The organism is Octadecabacter temperatus (genome assembly GCF_001187845.1).
GTDB classification, from domain to species: Bacteria; Pseudomonadota; Alphaproteobacteria; order Rhodobacterales; family Rhodobacteraceae; genus Octadecabacter; species Octadecabacter temperatus.
Map to the genome: position 1 here is coordinate 2,703,693 of NZ_CP012160.1, position 14,330 is coordinate 2,718,022.

The following is a 14,330-nucleotide window of genomic DNA, read 5'->3' on the forward strand; positions in this document are numbered from 1 at the left end:
GACGTGAAGACGCATTGAATAAACACGAATTATTTGCTTTTTTGGGGAAAAGCGATGCTGACGTTAACGGCAACGCGCAATTATGAGGACGAGTTAGATGGGTTTTCCCGGCACTTGGATGACGCAAACAGAAAGCGTGGTGTACCGCGTGGTGCCTAAATGCGCCTGTTCGACGATCGGCCAGATCATGTATTATTCCGATCATGGCGAATTTTTTGACGGTGACATTCATGACGCCCAAGACGGCATGCACAAGTGGGCAATGGAAGACAGCCAGCCACTGATCACCGAGAACGTCAAAAGCCATAGCAGCTATACGTTCACCTGCGTGCGCAATCCGTACACGCGCATCTTGTCGAGTTTCTTTGACAAAATCTGCGGCATCCAGCGCAACGGCAAACGCTACCGCGGCAATCTTGTTCCGCTGTTGATCCAGAAATACGGCATCGAAGTGGGTAGCCCAGAAGACGGGTTCGAATTTGACCAAGTCAAATCATTCCGCCGCTTCCTGTTGTTTGCACGTGACACCATCAAATTCCGTCGCCCGATGGACCCTGACATTCACTGGTCTGCCATGTCCGGTCATATTTCAACGTTCATTGTGAACGGCGGGAAGTACGACAAAATCTTTTGGACAGAGCAGTTTAACGACGGAATGCAGGACGTGCTGAACGGGATCGAAACGCCGAACCCAATTGATTTGGCCGAAATCCCGCGTTTCAACGAAAGCGAGGGCCACGGCCCCAAGCGCCTTCATCCGGTTGAAGACTACTTTGACGATCTGTCGATGCATCTGATGTATGAGATCTACAAAAAGGACTTCAATCTGTTCAAATATGACTTCGACAATCCGGGTAACAAAATGCCGATTGCCGAAATTGATCTGGATGAGGTCCACGCAAAGTTGGGTGCTTAAATACGCTCTATCTAAGCTTAAAACACTAACCCCTCGCCCGAAGGCGAGGGGTTTTTCGTAATTAAATTAGGCCTTTTTCGCGGAACACGTCTGCCATGTTCACTTCCGGCCTTGGCCCGATGTGGCCGATTACTTCTGCCGCACACAGCACACCCATTTGCGCGGCTACGTCCAGTGGGCGTCCTGTAGCGACACCAAACAAGAAACCCGCTGCAAACTGGTCGCCTGCGCCTGTCGCATCCACTGGAGTAACCGGCGTTACATCTGCGGTGAAACGTTTGTCGCCTTGCTGAACCCAAACAGCTTCGCCCGAACGGGTGCAGGCAACGATGTCGCAGACAGCCGCGGCTTGGCGCAGTGCGTCGTCAAGATCATCGGTTTCGTACAGTGTCATCCACTCAGCGTCGTTTCCGATGGCTACATCCATGTCTTCTGCAATCAGGCGTTTGAAATCATCGCGGTGACGCTCAGCGCAAAACGGGTCAGAGATAGTGATGACAGAACGACCGCCCGCGGCTTTCATTTTTGTCGCGGCCTCGGAGAATGCTGTTTTACCTTCGTCTTTGTCGAACAAATAGCCTTCAAGGAACAACAACCCCGTGCCAAATACGTTTGGAACGTCAGCCGAACAAATATCAGCGCCCGCACCAAGGTAGGTATTCATGGATCGTTCGCCGTCTGGGGAAACGAAGATCATCGAGCGCGATGTCGGGTCTTCAACGTCTTGTGGTGGCAGCGGAAAGGCGGTTCCCGCTTCTTCTAGGGATTTCGCGTAGAACTTGCCCAGTGCGTCGTCTTTTACCTTTCCGATGAACGCCGTCTGCAAGCCTAGCTCTCCGATGCCCGCAATCGTGTTGCCAACGGAGCCACCTGGGGCCTCGACGCGGCTGTCCATCGACGCATACAGCAGCTCAGCGCGGTCGCGTTCAATCAGCTGCATGATGCCTTTGGTGATGCCCATCTGGTCCAAAAAGGTATCGCTGGATGGGGAGATCACATCGACCATAGCATTACCGATTCCGATGACGTCGTAGTTCATGTGGTTTTTTCCTCGTAAAGGCACAGATCACGGATGTGACAAGCCTGACATTTCGGTTTTCTCGCGACGCAGATATACCGCCCGTGCAAGATCATCCAGTGGTGAGCGTGTAGTTGAAATTCCGCCGGAATGTTGTCCTCGATTGCGCGTTCAACTGCGTCCACATCTTTGCCTGGTGCGATACCGCTGCGATTGCCGAGGCGAAAGATATGCGTATCCACAGCCTGTGCGGGTTGGCCCCACCACATGTTCAGAACCACATTTGCCGTTTTGCGCCCTACACCGGGAAGGGATTGCAACGCGGCACGGCTACTTGGCACCTCACCGTCGTATTCATCAACGAGGATTTGCGCCGTCTTCATCACGTTCTTCGCCTTCTGGCGAAACAGACCGATGGTCTTGATGTGATCCGTCACAGCGTCGATCCCAAGGTCGAGCATCTTTTGTGGCGTATCCGCAACTTTGAACAATTCGGCTGTGGCTTTGTTCACGCCCTTGTCCGTCGCTTGTGCAGACAGAGCGACCGCGACAACCAAGGTATATGCGTTCACATGATCCAGCTCACCCTTGGGTTCGGCGTCGCCATCCCGAAAGCGAGTAAAGATTTCGTGGATCGTATTGTAGTCGAGTTGTTTTGTAAGTTTGGCCATGCGCCTTTTTGCAATGCCACGACTGAATGGACAAGGCGCATTAGGCCCGTGCACCTTAGGCGCAACAATCGGGTCGCAAGGCGTGCACCGTAGCGTTACCTTGATCTGATGGAACAGTCAGACCGATATCATTACCAAGTCATTCGCCGCGCATTGGGCGAAATTGACGCTGCTGAAGCGCCGCTCACGCTAGAAGAACTGGCACGCGCTATGGACATGTCCCCTGCGCATTTTCAGCGGGTTTTCTCGCGCTGGGTAGGCGTTTCGCCAAAGCGCTATCAACAATACCTGCGGCTTGATCATGCCAAGACGATGCTGGCCGAGAATTTCACAACACTAGCCACTGCGGACGCCCTCGGCTTGTCCGGCTCTGGGCGATTGCATGATTTGTTCTTGAAATGGGAAGCCATGAGCCCCGGTGACTATGCCAAGGGCGGCGCGGGGCTGACGATTTTTTGGGGTTGGTTCGAAAGCCCCTTTGGTCCGTCCATTGTGATGGGCACCGATAAGGGCATTTGCGGGCTTGGCTTTGCTGATGAAATGGGGGCCGAGGCCGCAATGGAAGACCTGATCGGGCGCTGGCCAAATGCCACCTATATCGAAGACGTCAGCTTTCTGCGGCCTTGGGTTGATGTTGCGTTCGGCATAACGAACACCACCGACAAGGCACCGATGTTCATGATCGGCGCACCGTTTCAGCTCAAGGTATGGGAGGCGCTGCTGGCAATCCCTTCGGGTCATGTCACAACCTATTCGGAAATTGCACAAAGCATCGGCAGCCCCCGTGCTGTTCGCGCGGTCGGCACGGCTGTCGGCAGAAACCCTATCAGCTGGTTGATTCCCTGCCACCGTGCGCTGCGCAAATCTGGCGCATTGGGCGGATATCACTGGGGTCTTCCGGTGAAACGCGCCTTGCTCGCATGGGAGAGCGCGCGCGAAGATGCCGGATAACGCCGATTAGCTTAACAAAAAAAGATGCGAAATCGGCGGAACCTTGCCCGCAATTCGCGCGTTATTGGATAACATCGCGCTTTGCCCGATATACAGATCACCAAGCGCACCAACTCCGGTGCCCAATAATGGAATTATACATATGACCCTGTCCAAAGTATCCCTCGCCGTCGCAATGTCCGGCGTTCTTGGTTTGACAGCCTGTGAAACAGTGACTGACCCGAACAACCCGAACCGCCAAGCCCAGACTGGCGCGTTGATCGGCGCTGGTCTTGGCGCGATTGTCGGTGCGTCCGGCGAAAGCGATCCGGGTGCCCGTAACCGTGGTGCAATCGTTGGCGCGCTTGTCGGTGCTGCTGGTGGCGCTGGGATCGGTACGTTGCTTGACCGTCAGGAAGCGGAACTGCGTCAGAGCCTCGGTTCGAACGCGACTATCGTCAACAACGGCAACCAGTTGATTGTGACGCTGCCGCAGGACATTCTCTTTGCAACGGGTGACGCGACATTGTCCGGTGCACTGCGTGGTGACCTGACAGCGTTGGCGACATCTATAAACAACTATCCAAATACGACTGTGAACGTCATCGGCCACGCTGACAATACAGGCGGCGCGGCGTTCAACCAAGACCTGTCCGCGCGTCGTGCGCAGGCTGTGTCCTCTGTTCTGATCCAATCAGGTGTTGCACCAAACCGCATCCGTTCAATCGGCCGTGGTGAGGATGCACCAATCGCGTCGAACCTGACCGCGGAAGGTCGTGCACAAAACCGTCGTGTTGAGATTACGATCACACCGAACGGCTAAGTCGTTAGAAGTTACTTAAAAGGGGCTGCCATTGCGCGGCCCCTTTTCATTTGCGGGCACTGCGTCTTGGTCATATCATTTGACCAATTCTAAAAGGAACCGCCATGCCATTCGAACCCATCCAACCTGAGAAAATCTCACAGACTGTCGTGCGCCAGATTGAGCAATTGATCTTGCGTGGCATTCTGCGGCCTGGTGAACGATTGCCGTCAGAACGTGAGCTTTCTGAACGATTGGGCGTGTCGCGCCCGTCCCTGCGCGAAGCCTTGGCTGAGTTGCAGGACAGCGGTTTGCTGACCAGCCGAGCTGGATCCGGCGTATTTGTGGGCGATGTGCTGGGCTCAGCGTTTTCGGAAACCTTGGTGCGCCTATTTACCAACCATGAAGAAGCTGTGTTCGACTACATCGCCTTTCGTCGAGACATGGAGGGATTGGCGGCAGAACGCGCTGCGACCCTTGGGACGGATACCGACCTTAAAGTTATCAACACGATCTTCAAAAAGATGGAGGCCGCGCACAACAAGCGAAATCCAACGGAAGAAGCCAGCTTAGATGCTGATTTTCATCTCAGCATCATCGAGGCGAGCCATAACGTGATTATGCTGCATATGATGCGGTCGATGTATCAACTGCTGCGTGAAGGCGTGTTTTACAACCGCCAGATCATGTTCAAACAGCGCACGACGCGCGACATGTTGCTAGACCAGCACCGCGCGATCAATGATGCGCTTCAGGCCCGTGATCCGGAAGCCGCTCGAGCGGCCGTTGAAGCCCATTTGGGGTTTGTTGAGGTCGCTTTGTTCGAAGAAGGCAAAGCGGAACGCAACGAAGCGATTGCCAAGAAACGGTTTGAGCACGAATTGCGTAGGTAACTTTCAACGAAACGAAAAAGGCCCAAGCGCAATGCTCGGGCCTTTTCAAACTCGATAAAGCGTCAGCTGTTAGTGCAGCTTTGCACCGACTTCAGCGATCGCGTCGTCGATCAGCTTGTTCGCGTCCGTTGCAGTTGTCTGCTTGGCAATCACGTCCTGAGCGGCAGCAACTGCGACTGATACAGCTTGGTTACGCACATCGCGGATCGCGGATGCTTTAGCGCTTTCAATCTGGTCTTCAGCAGCGGCTAAGCGACGGGTCACAGAAGACGCGATGTCTTCTTTGGCCTGCTCCGCAGCGCGGGTTGCTTCTTCTTTAGCGTTCTCAACAATGCGGTCAGCCTGCTCTTGCACTTCACGCTGCTTACGCTCGTAAGAAGCCAGCAAAGTCTGTGCTTCTTCGCGCAGTGCCTTAGCTTCATCCAGATCGGATTTGATGCCAGTTGCACGGTTGTCGAGAAGACCAGTCAACATGCCTGGCACTTTGAACTTAATCAAAACGCCGACAAAGATGATGAACGCGATCAGAACGATCATGTCTGTGTTGCTCAGCGACCAGAAGTCAGCGGAGAATGGGTTCTTGCTTGCAGCCAAAGCTGGCGACGCTGCGAGAGTGATGAGAGCTGCGATTGAATATTTCATGTCGTTACCCTTTCATCCGCGCAGTGATTGCCGCTGTGATCGTCTTGGCGTCAGCCTTACCACCGAGGGCAGCAACGATCTCTTTGGCGGTGTCCTTGGCTACGGCTTTCACCGCGGCGTCTGCACCTGCATTAATTTCTGCGATTGCTTTTTCGCTTTCAGCCGTTTGCGCGGCGATCTCAGCGTCAGCTTTTGCCATTTGAACATCCAGATCGGCTTGGATGTCTGCTTTAGCGTCTGCAACAATCTTTCCAGCCTGCGCACGGGCATCAACAAGCGCTTTGTCGTAGGCGGCCTCGGCCTCCTGCGCGCGCTGCTTCAGCTCTTCTGCGGCTGCAATGTCATTTGTAATCGTGCCCTGACGTTCGGCCAAAACCGCGCCAATGCGTGGCAAAGCCACACGGGACAAGATGAAGTAGATCACGATCAACGTGACCACGAGCCAGAAAATCTGGTTCGGGAAGGTCGAGAAGTCTAGCTGCGGCATTCCTGCCCCGCCAGCTTCGGCGCCTGTTTCGACTGGATCAGCCATAGATCGCATCCCTTTGGAAAAACTTTGTGATCTGGGCCTAACGGCCAAAATCTAAGGTCTTACATCGGGGTCAATCGCGTGGACTGACCCCGAGCGTAAGGATCTTAATTCGTGTCTTAGACCGCGAACATAAGCAGAAGTGCTACGAGGAACGAGAAGATCCCCAAAGCTTCTGCGAATGCGATGCCGATGAACAGCGTAGCAGTCTGGCCAGCAGCAGCTGACGGGTTACGCAGTGCGCCTGCGAGGAAGTTGCCAGCTACGTGACCAACACCGATTGCGGCAGCGCCGGATCCGATTGCAGCCAAGCCAGCGCCGATGTGTGCGAGTTCGCCTTCCATAGTGTATCTCCTTACGATTGGAAGTTTAGCACCCCGAGGCTTTTCCTCGAGGTAGCATTCTTAGTAATTAGTGTGACGGGTGAAGCGCGTCCTTCAAGTAAACGCACGTCAGGATTGTGAATACGTAGGCCTGGATCGCGGACACCAGAACTTCGAGAGCGTAGATCGCGACAACGCCGAGGATGGCGACTGGTGCGATGATAAGGCCAACCTGCGCAAAGCCCGCGAAGACCTTAAGAACAGCGTGACCCGCCATCAGGTTACCCGCCAAACGAATGGAGTGGCTAACCGGACGAACGAAATATGAAATAACTTCGATAATCGCGAGGATCGGACGCAGTGCCAGTGGCGCTGAGGAGACCCAGAAGAGACCCAAGAACGCTGCGCCATTCTTAACAAAGCCGATGATCGTGACTGTGAAGAAGACTGCGAAAGCAAGGATCGCTGTAACCGCGATGTGCGATGTTGTTGTGAACGACATTGGCAATAGGCCAAGGAAGTTTGAGATCAGGATAAAGATGAACAGTGTAAAGATGTACGGGAAGTACTTGATCCCGTCCTTACCTGTTACGTCTTCGACCATTGTGTAGACGAAACCGTAAAGCGTTTCAGCGACAGACTGTGTACGTGTCGGAACAACAGCGCGTTTGCGTGTGCCGATAACCAGCAACAGAACGATACAAACGACGGCGATTGCCATCCACATTGTTACGTTCGTGATTGTGTACCAGTGAATCGGGCCTTCACCGAAAAGACGGTGAACTTCGAACTGATCGAGGGGGTGAAATGCCAAGCCGCCTGCTTCGCCGTGTGCTTCGTCTGCCACTTTAGTCTTCCTCGTTCTTGTCGGCTTGTTTCGCCAACGCTTCATTCTGCATCTCTTGGGCGGATCGCATCATGGTTTTAACACCGGCTGCGAGCCCGAAGAATATGAACAGCACCATAAAGATGGGCGTGGTGCCGAACAAAACGTCCAAACCGTACCCGATGCCAAAACCGATCCCAAGACCGGCTACTAATTCGATCACCATTCGCCATGCCATATTGGCCTGAGAATAATGCTCCTCGGAGTGGGGTTTCCTGTCCTCGCCTTTGGCCGCTGCGATCCTGTCTTCGAGCGCCTTAAGGCGGACAGTATGATCATTTTGGTCAGACGGATCGGACAACACGGAGCCCCTTCCTTGGTTGCGGGTGTTCTAGGGGGTGCAGAGTTAGGAGTCAACGCGCAGATGGATCGCGTTAGTTGTTTGTTTTATTTATGTTTTTCAACTCATCGGAAGCAGCAAACATGCGCAAAATGTCGCAGTGCAGCGAAAACCGATATTCAACCATTTGGTTGACGTTTCCTGCAGCGTGCGCTCAATAGCAGGCATGGTTATGCCCCTTGATACCGTCTTCGCTGCCCTCGGCGACCCAACACGCCGCTCAATTTTGGCGATGTTGCTTGAGGACGATATGGCCGTAACTGATGTCGCCGAGCCCTTTGAAATGTCCCTCGCCGCGATTTCCAAGCACCTTGGTGTTCTGACAGCGGCCGGGCTGATTTCCCAAGAAAAACGCGGGCGCGTTAAGTGGTGCAAACTAGAACCCGACGCGATGCGCGAAGCGTCGATCTGGATGCAGAGCTTTGGACAGTTTGAAGCCGTGAACCTTGATGACTTTGAAAGGTTCCTTGCGGTCGAACTTGACGATCACGCCTCAGAACCAGCCGAAGACTGAAGCCATCACCCCGATTTGGGAGGCTTATCCTATGCCTGCCAAGTCGCAGCTTCTTCTTTCAGGAACTTCAAAAATGTTTGCACCTTCGTTGTCCGGTGCAAATCCACGTGCGTCACCAGCCATGAATCGCCCGACCATTCCTCAAGACTTGGAACAACTTCGATCAGGTCAGGGTTGTTCCTCAAGGTCCACGAGTCAACAAAACCGACACCAGCCCCAGCTAAGACCGCATCCGTAATAGCGCGAAAATCTGTTGCGCGATGCACAATACGGTTGGGCCCAACTTGATTAATGAGCCAACGATTGAACGGCGCACGACTTTCGTCGCTTTCGTGGCCTACGAACCAATGGTTGGACAGATCGTCAATCCCGTTCGGAAGGCCGTATTCCTCAACATAGGACGGTGCGGCGACCAGATGCATGGCGTGCTTAAAGAACGGCTGGACGACATTGTCCGGTTGATCCGGAACCACACCAGCACGGATCGCGACATGTGCTTCGCCGTACTCAAGGCGGAACACACGTTCCCCCGTTAGGAACCGAACGGTGAGTTCGGGATGCTTACGCCTGAACTTCGCCAGAACGGGCGTAAGAAACGGCGAAAAGAAGACCAAGGACGTTACAACCAAGTCACCAGAGACCCCTTCACCCTGCCCCCGGATGCGCCCCGCCAATTGAGTGAACTGATCATCCGTCGCAGCAGCAACCTGCATGAGATCTTGCCCGGCTTCGGTTGCCGTGTATCCACGCGGATGGCGTTGAAACAGCTTTACGCCAAGGCGACTTTCAAGTGTATCAATGTGGCGAATAACTGTCGCGTGGTGCACGCCCAGCGCATCAGCGGCCCCACTGACCGTTCCGATATTGGCCACCTGAAACGCCGTGCGAATTTCATCCCAATTATCCATGCGTGATCCTTCAATTTCCACTGTGCAAATTTGAACACTTAATGTTGAAATAAGCTTATAGCGTTCACCAGAGCGAAGGCCATATGTCAGTCATCACAAACATATGAGGTCCACATGGAACACACACTTCACATCGACGCATCCGCGAACACATTAACCAGCGCCAGCCGCGCAGCATCCGCAATATTAGCCGCTGATTTAGGTGGCTCGGTGACTTATCGAGATCTTGCAACAACACCATTGCCGCAGATTGATGGCCCGTGGGCCGATGCCCGCCTGACTGCCCCAGACACCCGCAGCCAAGAGGACCAAGATCGTCTTGAACTATCTGACACTTTGGTTGCCGAACTTCAGGCCGCGGATACGATCGTGATCGGGACGCCCGTCTATAATTTCACGTCTCCAGCTTCGTTAAAGGCGTGGATGGACCTTGTCGCACGTCCCGGTGTAACGTTCACCTATACGCCTGAGGGTCCAAAGGGGTTGCTGGAAGGCAAGAAAGCAATCATCGCAGTTGCGTCGGGTGGCACCGCGATTGGGTCAGATTACGATTTCTTAACGCCACACCTGCGGTTTTTCCTTGGCTTCATTGGCATCACGGATGTTGAGTTCGTACCAGCCAGGGAAGTTGTTCCCGCGACAGCAGCCTGACGAATTGACTTACCCCATGGGCCGCGCTTGAGTGCGGCCCATGAGGATTACACAACAGACAGCGGATACATTGGTAATCGAATGCCGCGAGTGGGGTGGGTTTTTCCTGTTCGCCCCGCTGTTTTTACTCATGTTTTCAATTTTATTCCTGCTCCTAGGAACAGGCGCGCCACCTTGGGTCTGGCTTATCGTTGGTGTCTTTCCGGCCATATTGGGCTGGATAACATTCTTGTCGCCGCGACGCTCACAAATGGTGCTAAACAAAACAACCGGCCGACTTGAGCTGCGCCGAAAGATTTTCTTCAAGTACCAATCCCGTTGGTTCGATCTAGCGCATATCGACCTGTTCTATGACAGCCAAAGGTTCGACATCGAAAGCGCGTCAAATTCGGCGACATGGTGGGGATACCTGAATGTGCGAATTGGCGAAGGAATGGACCCAGGCAACTACAGTTTAAACACATACAAAAAGCACATCCATCGCGTGCGTGAATTGGCGGACGCCGTGAACGACTGGCGTACGACATGAGAATCACAACAGACACGCCCGACCTACTGATCCTTCGTTTTACCCGCTGGAAAGCGTCGTTGTTCTTTACTGTCCTCACAGGGCTTGGACTTTGGGGCGGAGTTAAACTTGCCTATAACCCCGACGCGGGTCTTTTTGCCTTGCTGTTGTGGCTATTCTTAACGGTACTTTGGACGACGCTGTTTGCGCTCACCTTTATGGAACGTTCGATGTTGGTGCTGAATGCGCAAACCGGCGAGGCTGACTTTCGCCATGCGACGGCCATTGGGCTTCATCGCCACAAATGGCCGTTAAGCGAGGTACAATCGACCCGCGTCACCCGCCGACGCACAGATGGTCCTGCAATAGATGACCCCAAACGCCTCATGACGTTATACGTCCGCGAAGGCATGGACGAAGGGCGTCATAAGCTTACCAATGGCGCCATGCCTGCAGAAGACGTTCTAGCGGCATCAGCTAGGGTCTCTGACTGGATGAAAGACTGGCGCGCCAATAGGCAAAAACCTGATGATGGTTCCAGCCACGCCAATCGTTCGGCGGAATTATCCGAGAAGACATCGACATGAGAATTGTGAAGAACTGCGGGATACGCGCCTAGAATCGTCGGCATTGGAAGGCGCGAAGATATTGAGCGGATAGGCGATAGTATCAACGGTTGGTTAAACGCCCATCGGAACCCCCAAGCGCTTGACTCAGACCCGCAGAAGTCCTAACTGCACCCTAATTCCGGAGAGCACCGTCTTTCCGGTCCTTGCATGTGTAAGGATCGCCCCCAGTCAGCGCGTTGCGCCCACTGGGGCTCTACTGCTTTGAACCGTTCGTTCCTATATAACGGACACCGATGAAACGACGCAAAGGAAGCGCCCATGTTCGAGTCACTATCAGATCGCCTAGGCGGTGTTTTTGATCGCCTCACCAAACAAGGTGCGTTGTCTGAGGACGACGTTAAAACAGCGCTTCGCGAGGTTCGTATTGCCTTGCTTGAGGCCGACGTTTCCTTGCCGGTTGCGCGGGACTTCATCAAAGCGGTGCAAGACAAGGCCTCTGGCCAATCTGTAACCAAGTCGGTCACACCCGGTCAGCAGGTCGTTAAGATCGTGCACGACGAGTTGGTGCACGTGCTGGCGGGTGATGGCGGCGACGGCACCCTGAAAATTGACAACCCACCTGCTCCGATCTTGATGGTCGGTCTGCAAGGTTCCGGTAAGACGACAACGACCGCGAAGCTGGCGAAACGCATGAAAGAGCGTGAGGGCAAGAAAGTCCTCATGGCATCTTTGGACGTTAACCGCCCTGCCGCGATGGAACAGTTGCAGATTCTTGGTGCGCAGATTGGCGTGGACACACTGCCAATCGTTAAAGGCGAAGACCCTGTTGCGATCGCTAAGCGCGCCAAAACCCAAGCCAGCCTTGGTGGCTATGATGTCTATATGCTCGATACTGCGGGCCGCTTGTCTATCGACGAAGAGCTGATGCAACAGGTTGAGGCCGTTCGTAACGTCGCCAACCCGCGCGAGACGCTTTTGGTGGTCGATGGTCTGACCGGACAAGACGCCGTTTCTACAGCTGAAAACTTTGACGGGCGCATCGGGATTTCCGGTGTTGTCCTCACCCGTATGGACGGTGACGGACGCGGCGGTGCTGCCCTGTCCATGCGTGCAGTCACGGGCAAACCTATTCGCTTCGTCGGCCTTGGCGAAAAGATGGACGCGATTGAAGAATTTCACGCGGATCGCGTCGCGGGTCGTATTCTTGGCATGGGCGACATCGTGTCCCTCGTCGAGAAGGCGCAAGAGACCATCGAGGCTGAGCAAGCTGAACGAATGATGAAACGGTTCCAGAAGGGCCGCTTCAACATGAACGACATGAAAATGCAGCTTGAGCAGATGATGAAGATGGGTGGCATGGAAGGCATGATGGGCATGATGCCCGGCATGAAGAAAGCCGCCAAACAGGTCGAAGAAAGCGGTATGGACGACAGCGTTTTCAAACGCCAGATCGCCATGATCCAATCGATGACCAAGAAAGAGCGCGCCAACCCGCAGTTGTTGCAGGCCTCCCGTAAGAAACGGATCGCCGCCGGTGCAGGCCTAGAAGTACGCGAACTAAACCAGCTGATCAAAATGCATCGCCAGATGGCGGACATGATGAAGAAGATGGGTAAAATGGGTAAAGGCGGAATGCTGAAACAAGCCATGAAGGGCATGTTCGGCAAAGGCGGCATGCCAGACATGAACGACCCAGCAGCAATGGAAGAGGCAGCCAAGCAGCTCGGTGCGAAAATGCCAAGCGGCGGCATGGGCGGAATGCCTGGTTTGGGCGGCGCAGCATTGCCCCCTGGCTTGTCGGGGTTCGGTAAAAAGAAATGAGCCTGACCGTCACCATCCCCACGCTTGAAACAGAGCGTTTGGTGCTGCGTCCGCCGCAGCTATCAGATGCGAAGGCGTTCATGGCGTTTTTGATGTCGAAGCGTGCGAAGTTCGTTGGCGGTCCTGTCGCTGAAGGCTATGCCGCACGCAGCTTCGCGAGCTTTCCAGGACAATGGATGCTGCGTGGCTATGGCTATTTCATCGGCGCGCTTAAGTCTGATCCTGAAACGCCTTTGGGCGGTTTCGGCGTGTTTCACCCTGTGAATATCGAAGAACCTGAATTCGGTTGGGCGCTTTATGACGCGGCTCATGAAGGCAAGGGCTTTGCGACTGAAGCTATGCGCACGGTCATTCCTTGGGCTTGGGACGTGATTGGTACGAACACTGCGCAAAGCCACATTGATGAAGGTAACGACGCATCTGTCGCTGTAGCAAAGGCACTGGGCGCTACGTTTGACGCCGAAGAAACCCGCATCGCCAATGCTCCGGGTGGGAATTTCGACGACGAAGACGGCCCACAGGTTAACATTTGGCGCCACCACAAAGGAGCGATGACATGAGCGATGCTGTAACCCTCGCCGCTGACCTTCTCAAAGAACACCGCAACAGCATCGACCGCCTCGATGCGATCCTCGTCTATACACTGGGCGAGCGGTTTAAGCACACGCAGGCTGTGGGGAAACTCAAAGCGTGCCACGACCTTCCCCCGTCCGATCCAGCGCGCGAAGAAGCGCAGATCGCTCGGCTAGAAGATTTGGCGAAACGGGCCGAACTGGACCCCGAATTTGCCAAGAAGTTCCTCAACTTCATCATCGCTGAAGTCATTCAGCATCACAAAACACACCAATCCAAACCCTAAAGGACTAACATCATGGCTATGAAAATTCGCCTCGCACGCGGTGGCTCCAAGAAGCGCCCGTTTTACCGTATTGTTGCTGCGGACTCCCGCATGCCACGTGACGGCCGTTACGTAGAAAAGCTCGGCACATACAACCCGCTGCTGGCTAAAGACGACGAAAACCGCGTTCAGATGAACATGGAACGCGTGAACTACTGGTTGGGTGAAGGCGCACAGCCAACTGACCGTATCTCCCGTTTCCTCGAAGCGGCTGGCGTTGTTGAGAAGAAAGAGCGCGCAAACCTGAAAAAAGGTGAGCCAGGCAAAAAAGCCAAAGAGCGCGTCGAAGAGAAAGCTGCAAAAGTAGCTGCAGCGGCTGAAGCTGAAGTAGCAGCTAAGGAAGCTGCGAAAGAAGCAGCTGAAGCAGCAAAGGCCGCTGAAGCGGAAGCCGCAGCAGCACCAGCTGAAGAGGCTCCTGCAGAGGAAGCACCAGCAACAGAAGAAGCATCTGAGTAATCAGGCTTTCGGGTGGGGCGACATCGGTTGCCCCACCCTTCCCCAACCCAACAGG

Annotated in this window: 20 protein-coding genes; 12 read left to right on the forward strand and 8 right to left on the reverse strand. The window is 54.3% G+C overall.

Going from position 1 to position 14,330, the window contains the following annotated elements; all coding sequences use genetic code 11:
- The first annotated feature begins 97 nt into the window (after positions 1–97).
- On the forward strand, positions 98–916 hold the full coding sequence (locus OSB_RS13535; protein WP_049835494.1) for a sulfotransferase family protein: 819 nt from the start codon (positions 98–100) through the stop codon (positions 914–916).
- Between the two features lie 61 nt (positions 917–977).
- On the opposite strand, the gene OSB_RS13540 is transcribed toward OSB_RS13535, so the two are convergent.
- Positions 978–1,955 (reverse strand): adenosine kinase, encoded by a 978-nt coding sequence (locus tag OSB_RS13540; RefSeq protein WP_049835495.1) that lies wholly within the window; start codon positions 1,953–1,955, stop codon positions 978–980.
- Positions 1,952–2,605, reverse strand: coding sequence for an endonuclease III (gene nth, locus OSB_RS13545; RefSeq protein WP_049835496.1), 654 nt, complete (start codon positions 2,603–2,605; stop codon positions 1,952–1,954). The genes OSB_RS13540 and nth overlap by 4 nt, the downstream gene beginning before the upstream one ends.
- 108 nt (positions 2,606–2,713) lie before the next feature.
- On the opposite strand from nth, the gene OSB_RS13550 reads away from it, so the two are divergent.
- The 3 genes from OSB_RS13550 to OSB_RS13560 all read left to right on the forward strand — a co-directional run bounded on the left by OSB_RS13550 (position 2,714) and on the right by OSB_RS13560 (position 5,230).
- A complete protein-coding gene (locus OSB_RS13550) occupies positions 2,714–3,556 on the forward strand; it encodes a bifunctional helix-turn-helix domain-containing protein/methylated-DNA--[protein]-cysteine S-methyltransferase (protein ID WP_049835497.1) in 843 nt (280 codons plus the stop codon).
- Between the two features lie 142 nt (positions 3,557–3,698).
- The gene (locus OSB_RS13555) at positions 3,699–4,358 is read left to right on the forward strand and encodes a YiaD family glycine zipper/OmpA-like lipoprotein (protein ID WP_049835498.1); all 660 of its coding nucleotides are present in this window, start codon (positions 3,699–3,701) and stop codon (positions 4,356–4,358) included.
- Positions 4,359–4,462: 104 nt separating this feature from the next.
- Positions 4,463–5,230: a FadR/GntR family transcriptional regulator gene (locus OSB_RS13560; protein WP_049835499.1), complete on the forward strand. Its 768-nt coding sequence runs from the start codon at positions 4,463–4,465 to the stop codon at positions 5,228–5,230.
- A gap of 69 nt (positions 5,231–5,299) precedes the next feature.
- Here OSB_RS13560 and OSB_RS13565 read toward each other — a convergent pair whose 3' ends face one another.
- The 5 genes from OSB_RS13565 to OSB_RS13585 all read right to left on the reverse strand — a co-directional run bounded on the left by OSB_RS13565 (position 5,300) and on the right by OSB_RS13585 (position 7,911).
- Positions 5,300–5,872 carry a F0F1 ATP synthase subunit B gene (locus OSB_RS13565; RefSeq protein ID WP_049835500.1) on the reverse strand — a complete coding sequence of 191 codons (573 nt, stop codon included), beginning with the start codon at positions 5,870–5,872 and terminating at the stop codon, positions 5,300–5,302.
- 4 nt (positions 5,873–5,876) lie between these two features.
- The gene (locus OSB_RS13570; protein WP_049835501.1) at positions 5,877–6,404 is read right to left on the reverse strand and encodes a F0F1 ATP synthase subunit B'; all 528 of its coding nucleotides are present in this window, start codon (positions 6,402–6,404) and stop codon (positions 5,877–5,879) included.
- A gap of 116 nt (positions 6,405–6,520) precedes the next feature.
- Positions 6,521–6,745: a F0F1 ATP synthase subunit C gene (locus OSB_RS13575; RefSeq protein WP_015496525.1), complete on the reverse strand. Its 225-nt coding sequence runs from the start codon at positions 6,743–6,745 to the stop codon at positions 6,521–6,523.
- A gap of 67 nt (positions 6,746–6,812) precedes the next feature.
- Positions 6,813–7,571, reverse strand: a complete 759-nt coding sequence (locus tag OSB_RS13580; RefSeq protein ID WP_049835502.1) for a F0F1 ATP synthase subunit A — start codon at positions 7,569–7,571, stop codon at positions 6,813–6,815.
- Position 7,572: 1 nt separating this feature from the next.
- Positions 7,573–7,911: an AtpZ/AtpI family protein gene (locus OSB_RS13585; RefSeq protein ID WP_049836177.1), complete on the reverse strand. Its 339-nt coding sequence runs from the start codon at positions 7,909–7,911 to the stop codon at positions 7,573–7,575.
- 205 nt (positions 7,912–8,116) lie between these two features.
- On the opposite strand from OSB_RS13585, the gene OSB_RS13590 reads away from it, so the two are divergent.
- Complete coding sequence (locus tag OSB_RS13590) at positions 8,117–8,464, forward strand: ArsR/SmtB family transcription factor (RefSeq protein ID WP_049835503.1); 348 nt, start codon at positions 8,117–8,119, stop codon at positions 8,462–8,464.
- 29 nt (positions 8,465–8,493) lie between these two features.
- Here OSB_RS13590 and OSB_RS13595 read toward each other — a convergent pair whose 3' ends face one another.
- Positions 8,494–9,372 (reverse strand): LysR family transcriptional regulator, encoded by an 879-nt coding sequence (locus OSB_RS13595; protein ID WP_049835504.1) that lies wholly within the window; start codon positions 9,370–9,372, stop codon positions 8,494–8,496.
- 114 nt (positions 9,373–9,486) lie between these two features.
- Here OSB_RS13595 and OSB_RS13600 point away from each other — a divergent pair, with 114 nt between their 5' ends.
- The 7 genes from OSB_RS13600 to rpsP all read left to right on the forward strand — a co-directional run bounded on the left by OSB_RS13600 (position 9,487) and on the right by rpsP (position 14,275).
- Positions 9,487–10,023, forward strand: a complete 537-nt coding sequence (locus OSB_RS13600) for an FMN-dependent NADH-azoreductase (protein ID WP_049835505.1) — start codon at positions 9,487–9,489, stop codon at positions 10,021–10,023.
- 40 nt (positions 10,024–10,063) lie between these two features.
- Entirely contained in the window at positions 10,064–10,552 is a 489-nt protein-coding gene (locus tag OSB_RS13605; RefSeq protein WP_143831352.1) for a hypothetical protein, read from the forward strand.
- On the forward strand, positions 10,549–11,118 hold the full coding sequence (locus tag OSB_RS13610) for a hypothetical protein (protein WP_049835507.1): 570 nt from the start codon (positions 10,549–10,551) through the stop codon (positions 11,116–11,118). The genes OSB_RS13605 and OSB_RS13610 overlap by 4 nt, the downstream gene beginning before the upstream one ends.
- A 300-nt stretch (positions 11,119–11,418) precedes the next feature.
- Complete coding sequence (gene ffh, locus OSB_RS13615) at positions 11,419–12,921, forward strand: signal recognition particle protein (protein WP_049835508.1); 1,503 nt, start codon at positions 11,419–11,421, stop codon at positions 12,919–12,921.
- Positions 12,918–13,481 (forward strand): GNAT family N-acetyltransferase, encoded by a 564-nt coding sequence (locus OSB_RS13620; RefSeq protein ID WP_049835509.1) that lies wholly within the window; start codon positions 12,918–12,920, stop codon positions 13,479–13,481. The genes ffh and OSB_RS13620 overlap by 4 nt, the downstream gene beginning before the upstream one ends.
- On the forward strand, positions 13,478–13,780 hold the full coding sequence (locus OSB_RS13625) for a chorismate mutase (protein ID WP_049835510.1): 303 nt from the start codon (positions 13,478–13,480) through the stop codon (positions 13,778–13,780). The genes OSB_RS13620 and OSB_RS13625 overlap by 4 nt, the downstream gene beginning before the upstream one ends.
- Before the next feature lie 12 nt (positions 13,781–13,792).
- Positions 13,793–14,275, forward strand: a complete 483-nt coding sequence (rpsP, locus tag OSB_RS13630; protein WP_049835511.1) for a 30S ribosomal protein S16 — start codon at positions 13,793–13,795, stop codon at positions 14,273–14,275.
- Positions 14,276–14,330 lie beyond the last annotated feature (55 nt).

Excerpts from the sequence above, each read along its gene's own strand:
- OSB_RS13590 (WP_049835503.1), top strand. The coding sequence starts at position 8,117 with ATGGTTATGCCCCTTGATACCGTCTTCGCTGCCCTCGGCGACCCAACA.
- OSB_RS13540 (WP_049835495.1), bottom strand. The coding sequence starts at position 1,955 with ATGAACTACGACGTCATCGGAATCGGTAATGCTATGGTCGATGTGATC.
- OSB_RS13565 (WP_049835500.1), bottom strand. The coding sequence starts at position 5,872 with ATGAAATATTCAATCGCAGCTCTCATCACTCTCGCAGCGTCGCCAGCT.
- OSB_RS13620 (WP_049835509.1), top strand. The coding sequence starts at position 12,918 with ATGAGCCTGACCGTCACCATCCCCACGCTTGAAACAGAGCGTTTGGTG.
- OSB_RS13535 (WP_049835494.1), top strand. The coding sequence starts at position 98 with ATGGGTTTTCCCGGCACTTGGATGACGCAAACAGAAAGCGTGGTGTAC.
- ffh (WP_049835508.1), top strand. The coding sequence starts at position 11,419 with ATGTTCGAGTCACTATCAGATCGCCTAGGCGGTGTTTTTGATCGCCTC.
- OSB_RS13560 (WP_049835499.1), top strand. The coding sequence starts at position 4,463 with ATGCCATTCGAACCCATCCAACCTGAGAAAATCTCACAGACTGTCGTG.
- nth (WP_049835496.1), bottom strand. The coding sequence starts at position 2,605 with ATGGCCAAACTTACAAAACAACTCGACTACAATACGATCCACGAAATC.
- OSB_RS13575 (WP_015496525.1), bottom strand. The coding sequence starts at position 6,745 with ATGGAAGGCGAACTCGCACACATCGGCGCTGGCTTGGCTGCAATCGGA.
- OSB_RS13610 (WP_049835507.1), top strand. The coding sequence starts at position 10,549 with ATGAGAATCACAACAGACACGCCCGACCTACTGATCCTTCGTTTTACC.
- OSB_RS13570 (WP_049835501.1), bottom strand. The coding sequence starts at position 6,404 with ATGGCTGATCCAGTCGAAACAGGCGCCGAAGCTGGCGGGGCAGGAATG.
- OSB_RS13550 (WP_049835497.1), top strand. The coding sequence starts at position 2,714 with ATGGAACAGTCAGACCGATATCATTACCAAGTCATTCGCCGCGCATTG.
- OSB_RS13625 (WP_049835510.1), top strand. The coding sequence starts at position 13,478 with ATGAGCGATGCTGTAACCCTCGCCGCTGACCTTCTCAAAGAACACCGC.
- rpsP (WP_049835511.1), top strand. The coding sequence starts at position 13,793 with ATGGCTATGAAAATTCGCCTCGCACGCGGTGGCTCCAAGAAGCGCCCG.
- OSB_RS13555 (WP_049835498.1), top strand. The coding sequence starts at position 3,699 with ATGACCCTGTCCAAAGTATCCCTCGCCGTCGCAATGTCCGGCGTTCTT.
- OSB_RS13605 (WP_143831352.1), top strand. The coding sequence starts at position 10,064 with ATGAGGATTACACAACAGACAGCGGATACATTGGTAATCGAATGCCGC.
- OSB_RS13600 (WP_049835505.1), top strand. The coding sequence starts at position 9,487 with ATGGAACACACACTTCACATCGACGCATCCGCGAACACATTAACCAGC.
- OSB_RS13595 (WP_049835504.1), bottom strand. The coding sequence starts at position 9,372 with ATGGATAATTGGGATGAAATTCGCACGGCGTTTCAGGTGGCCAATATC.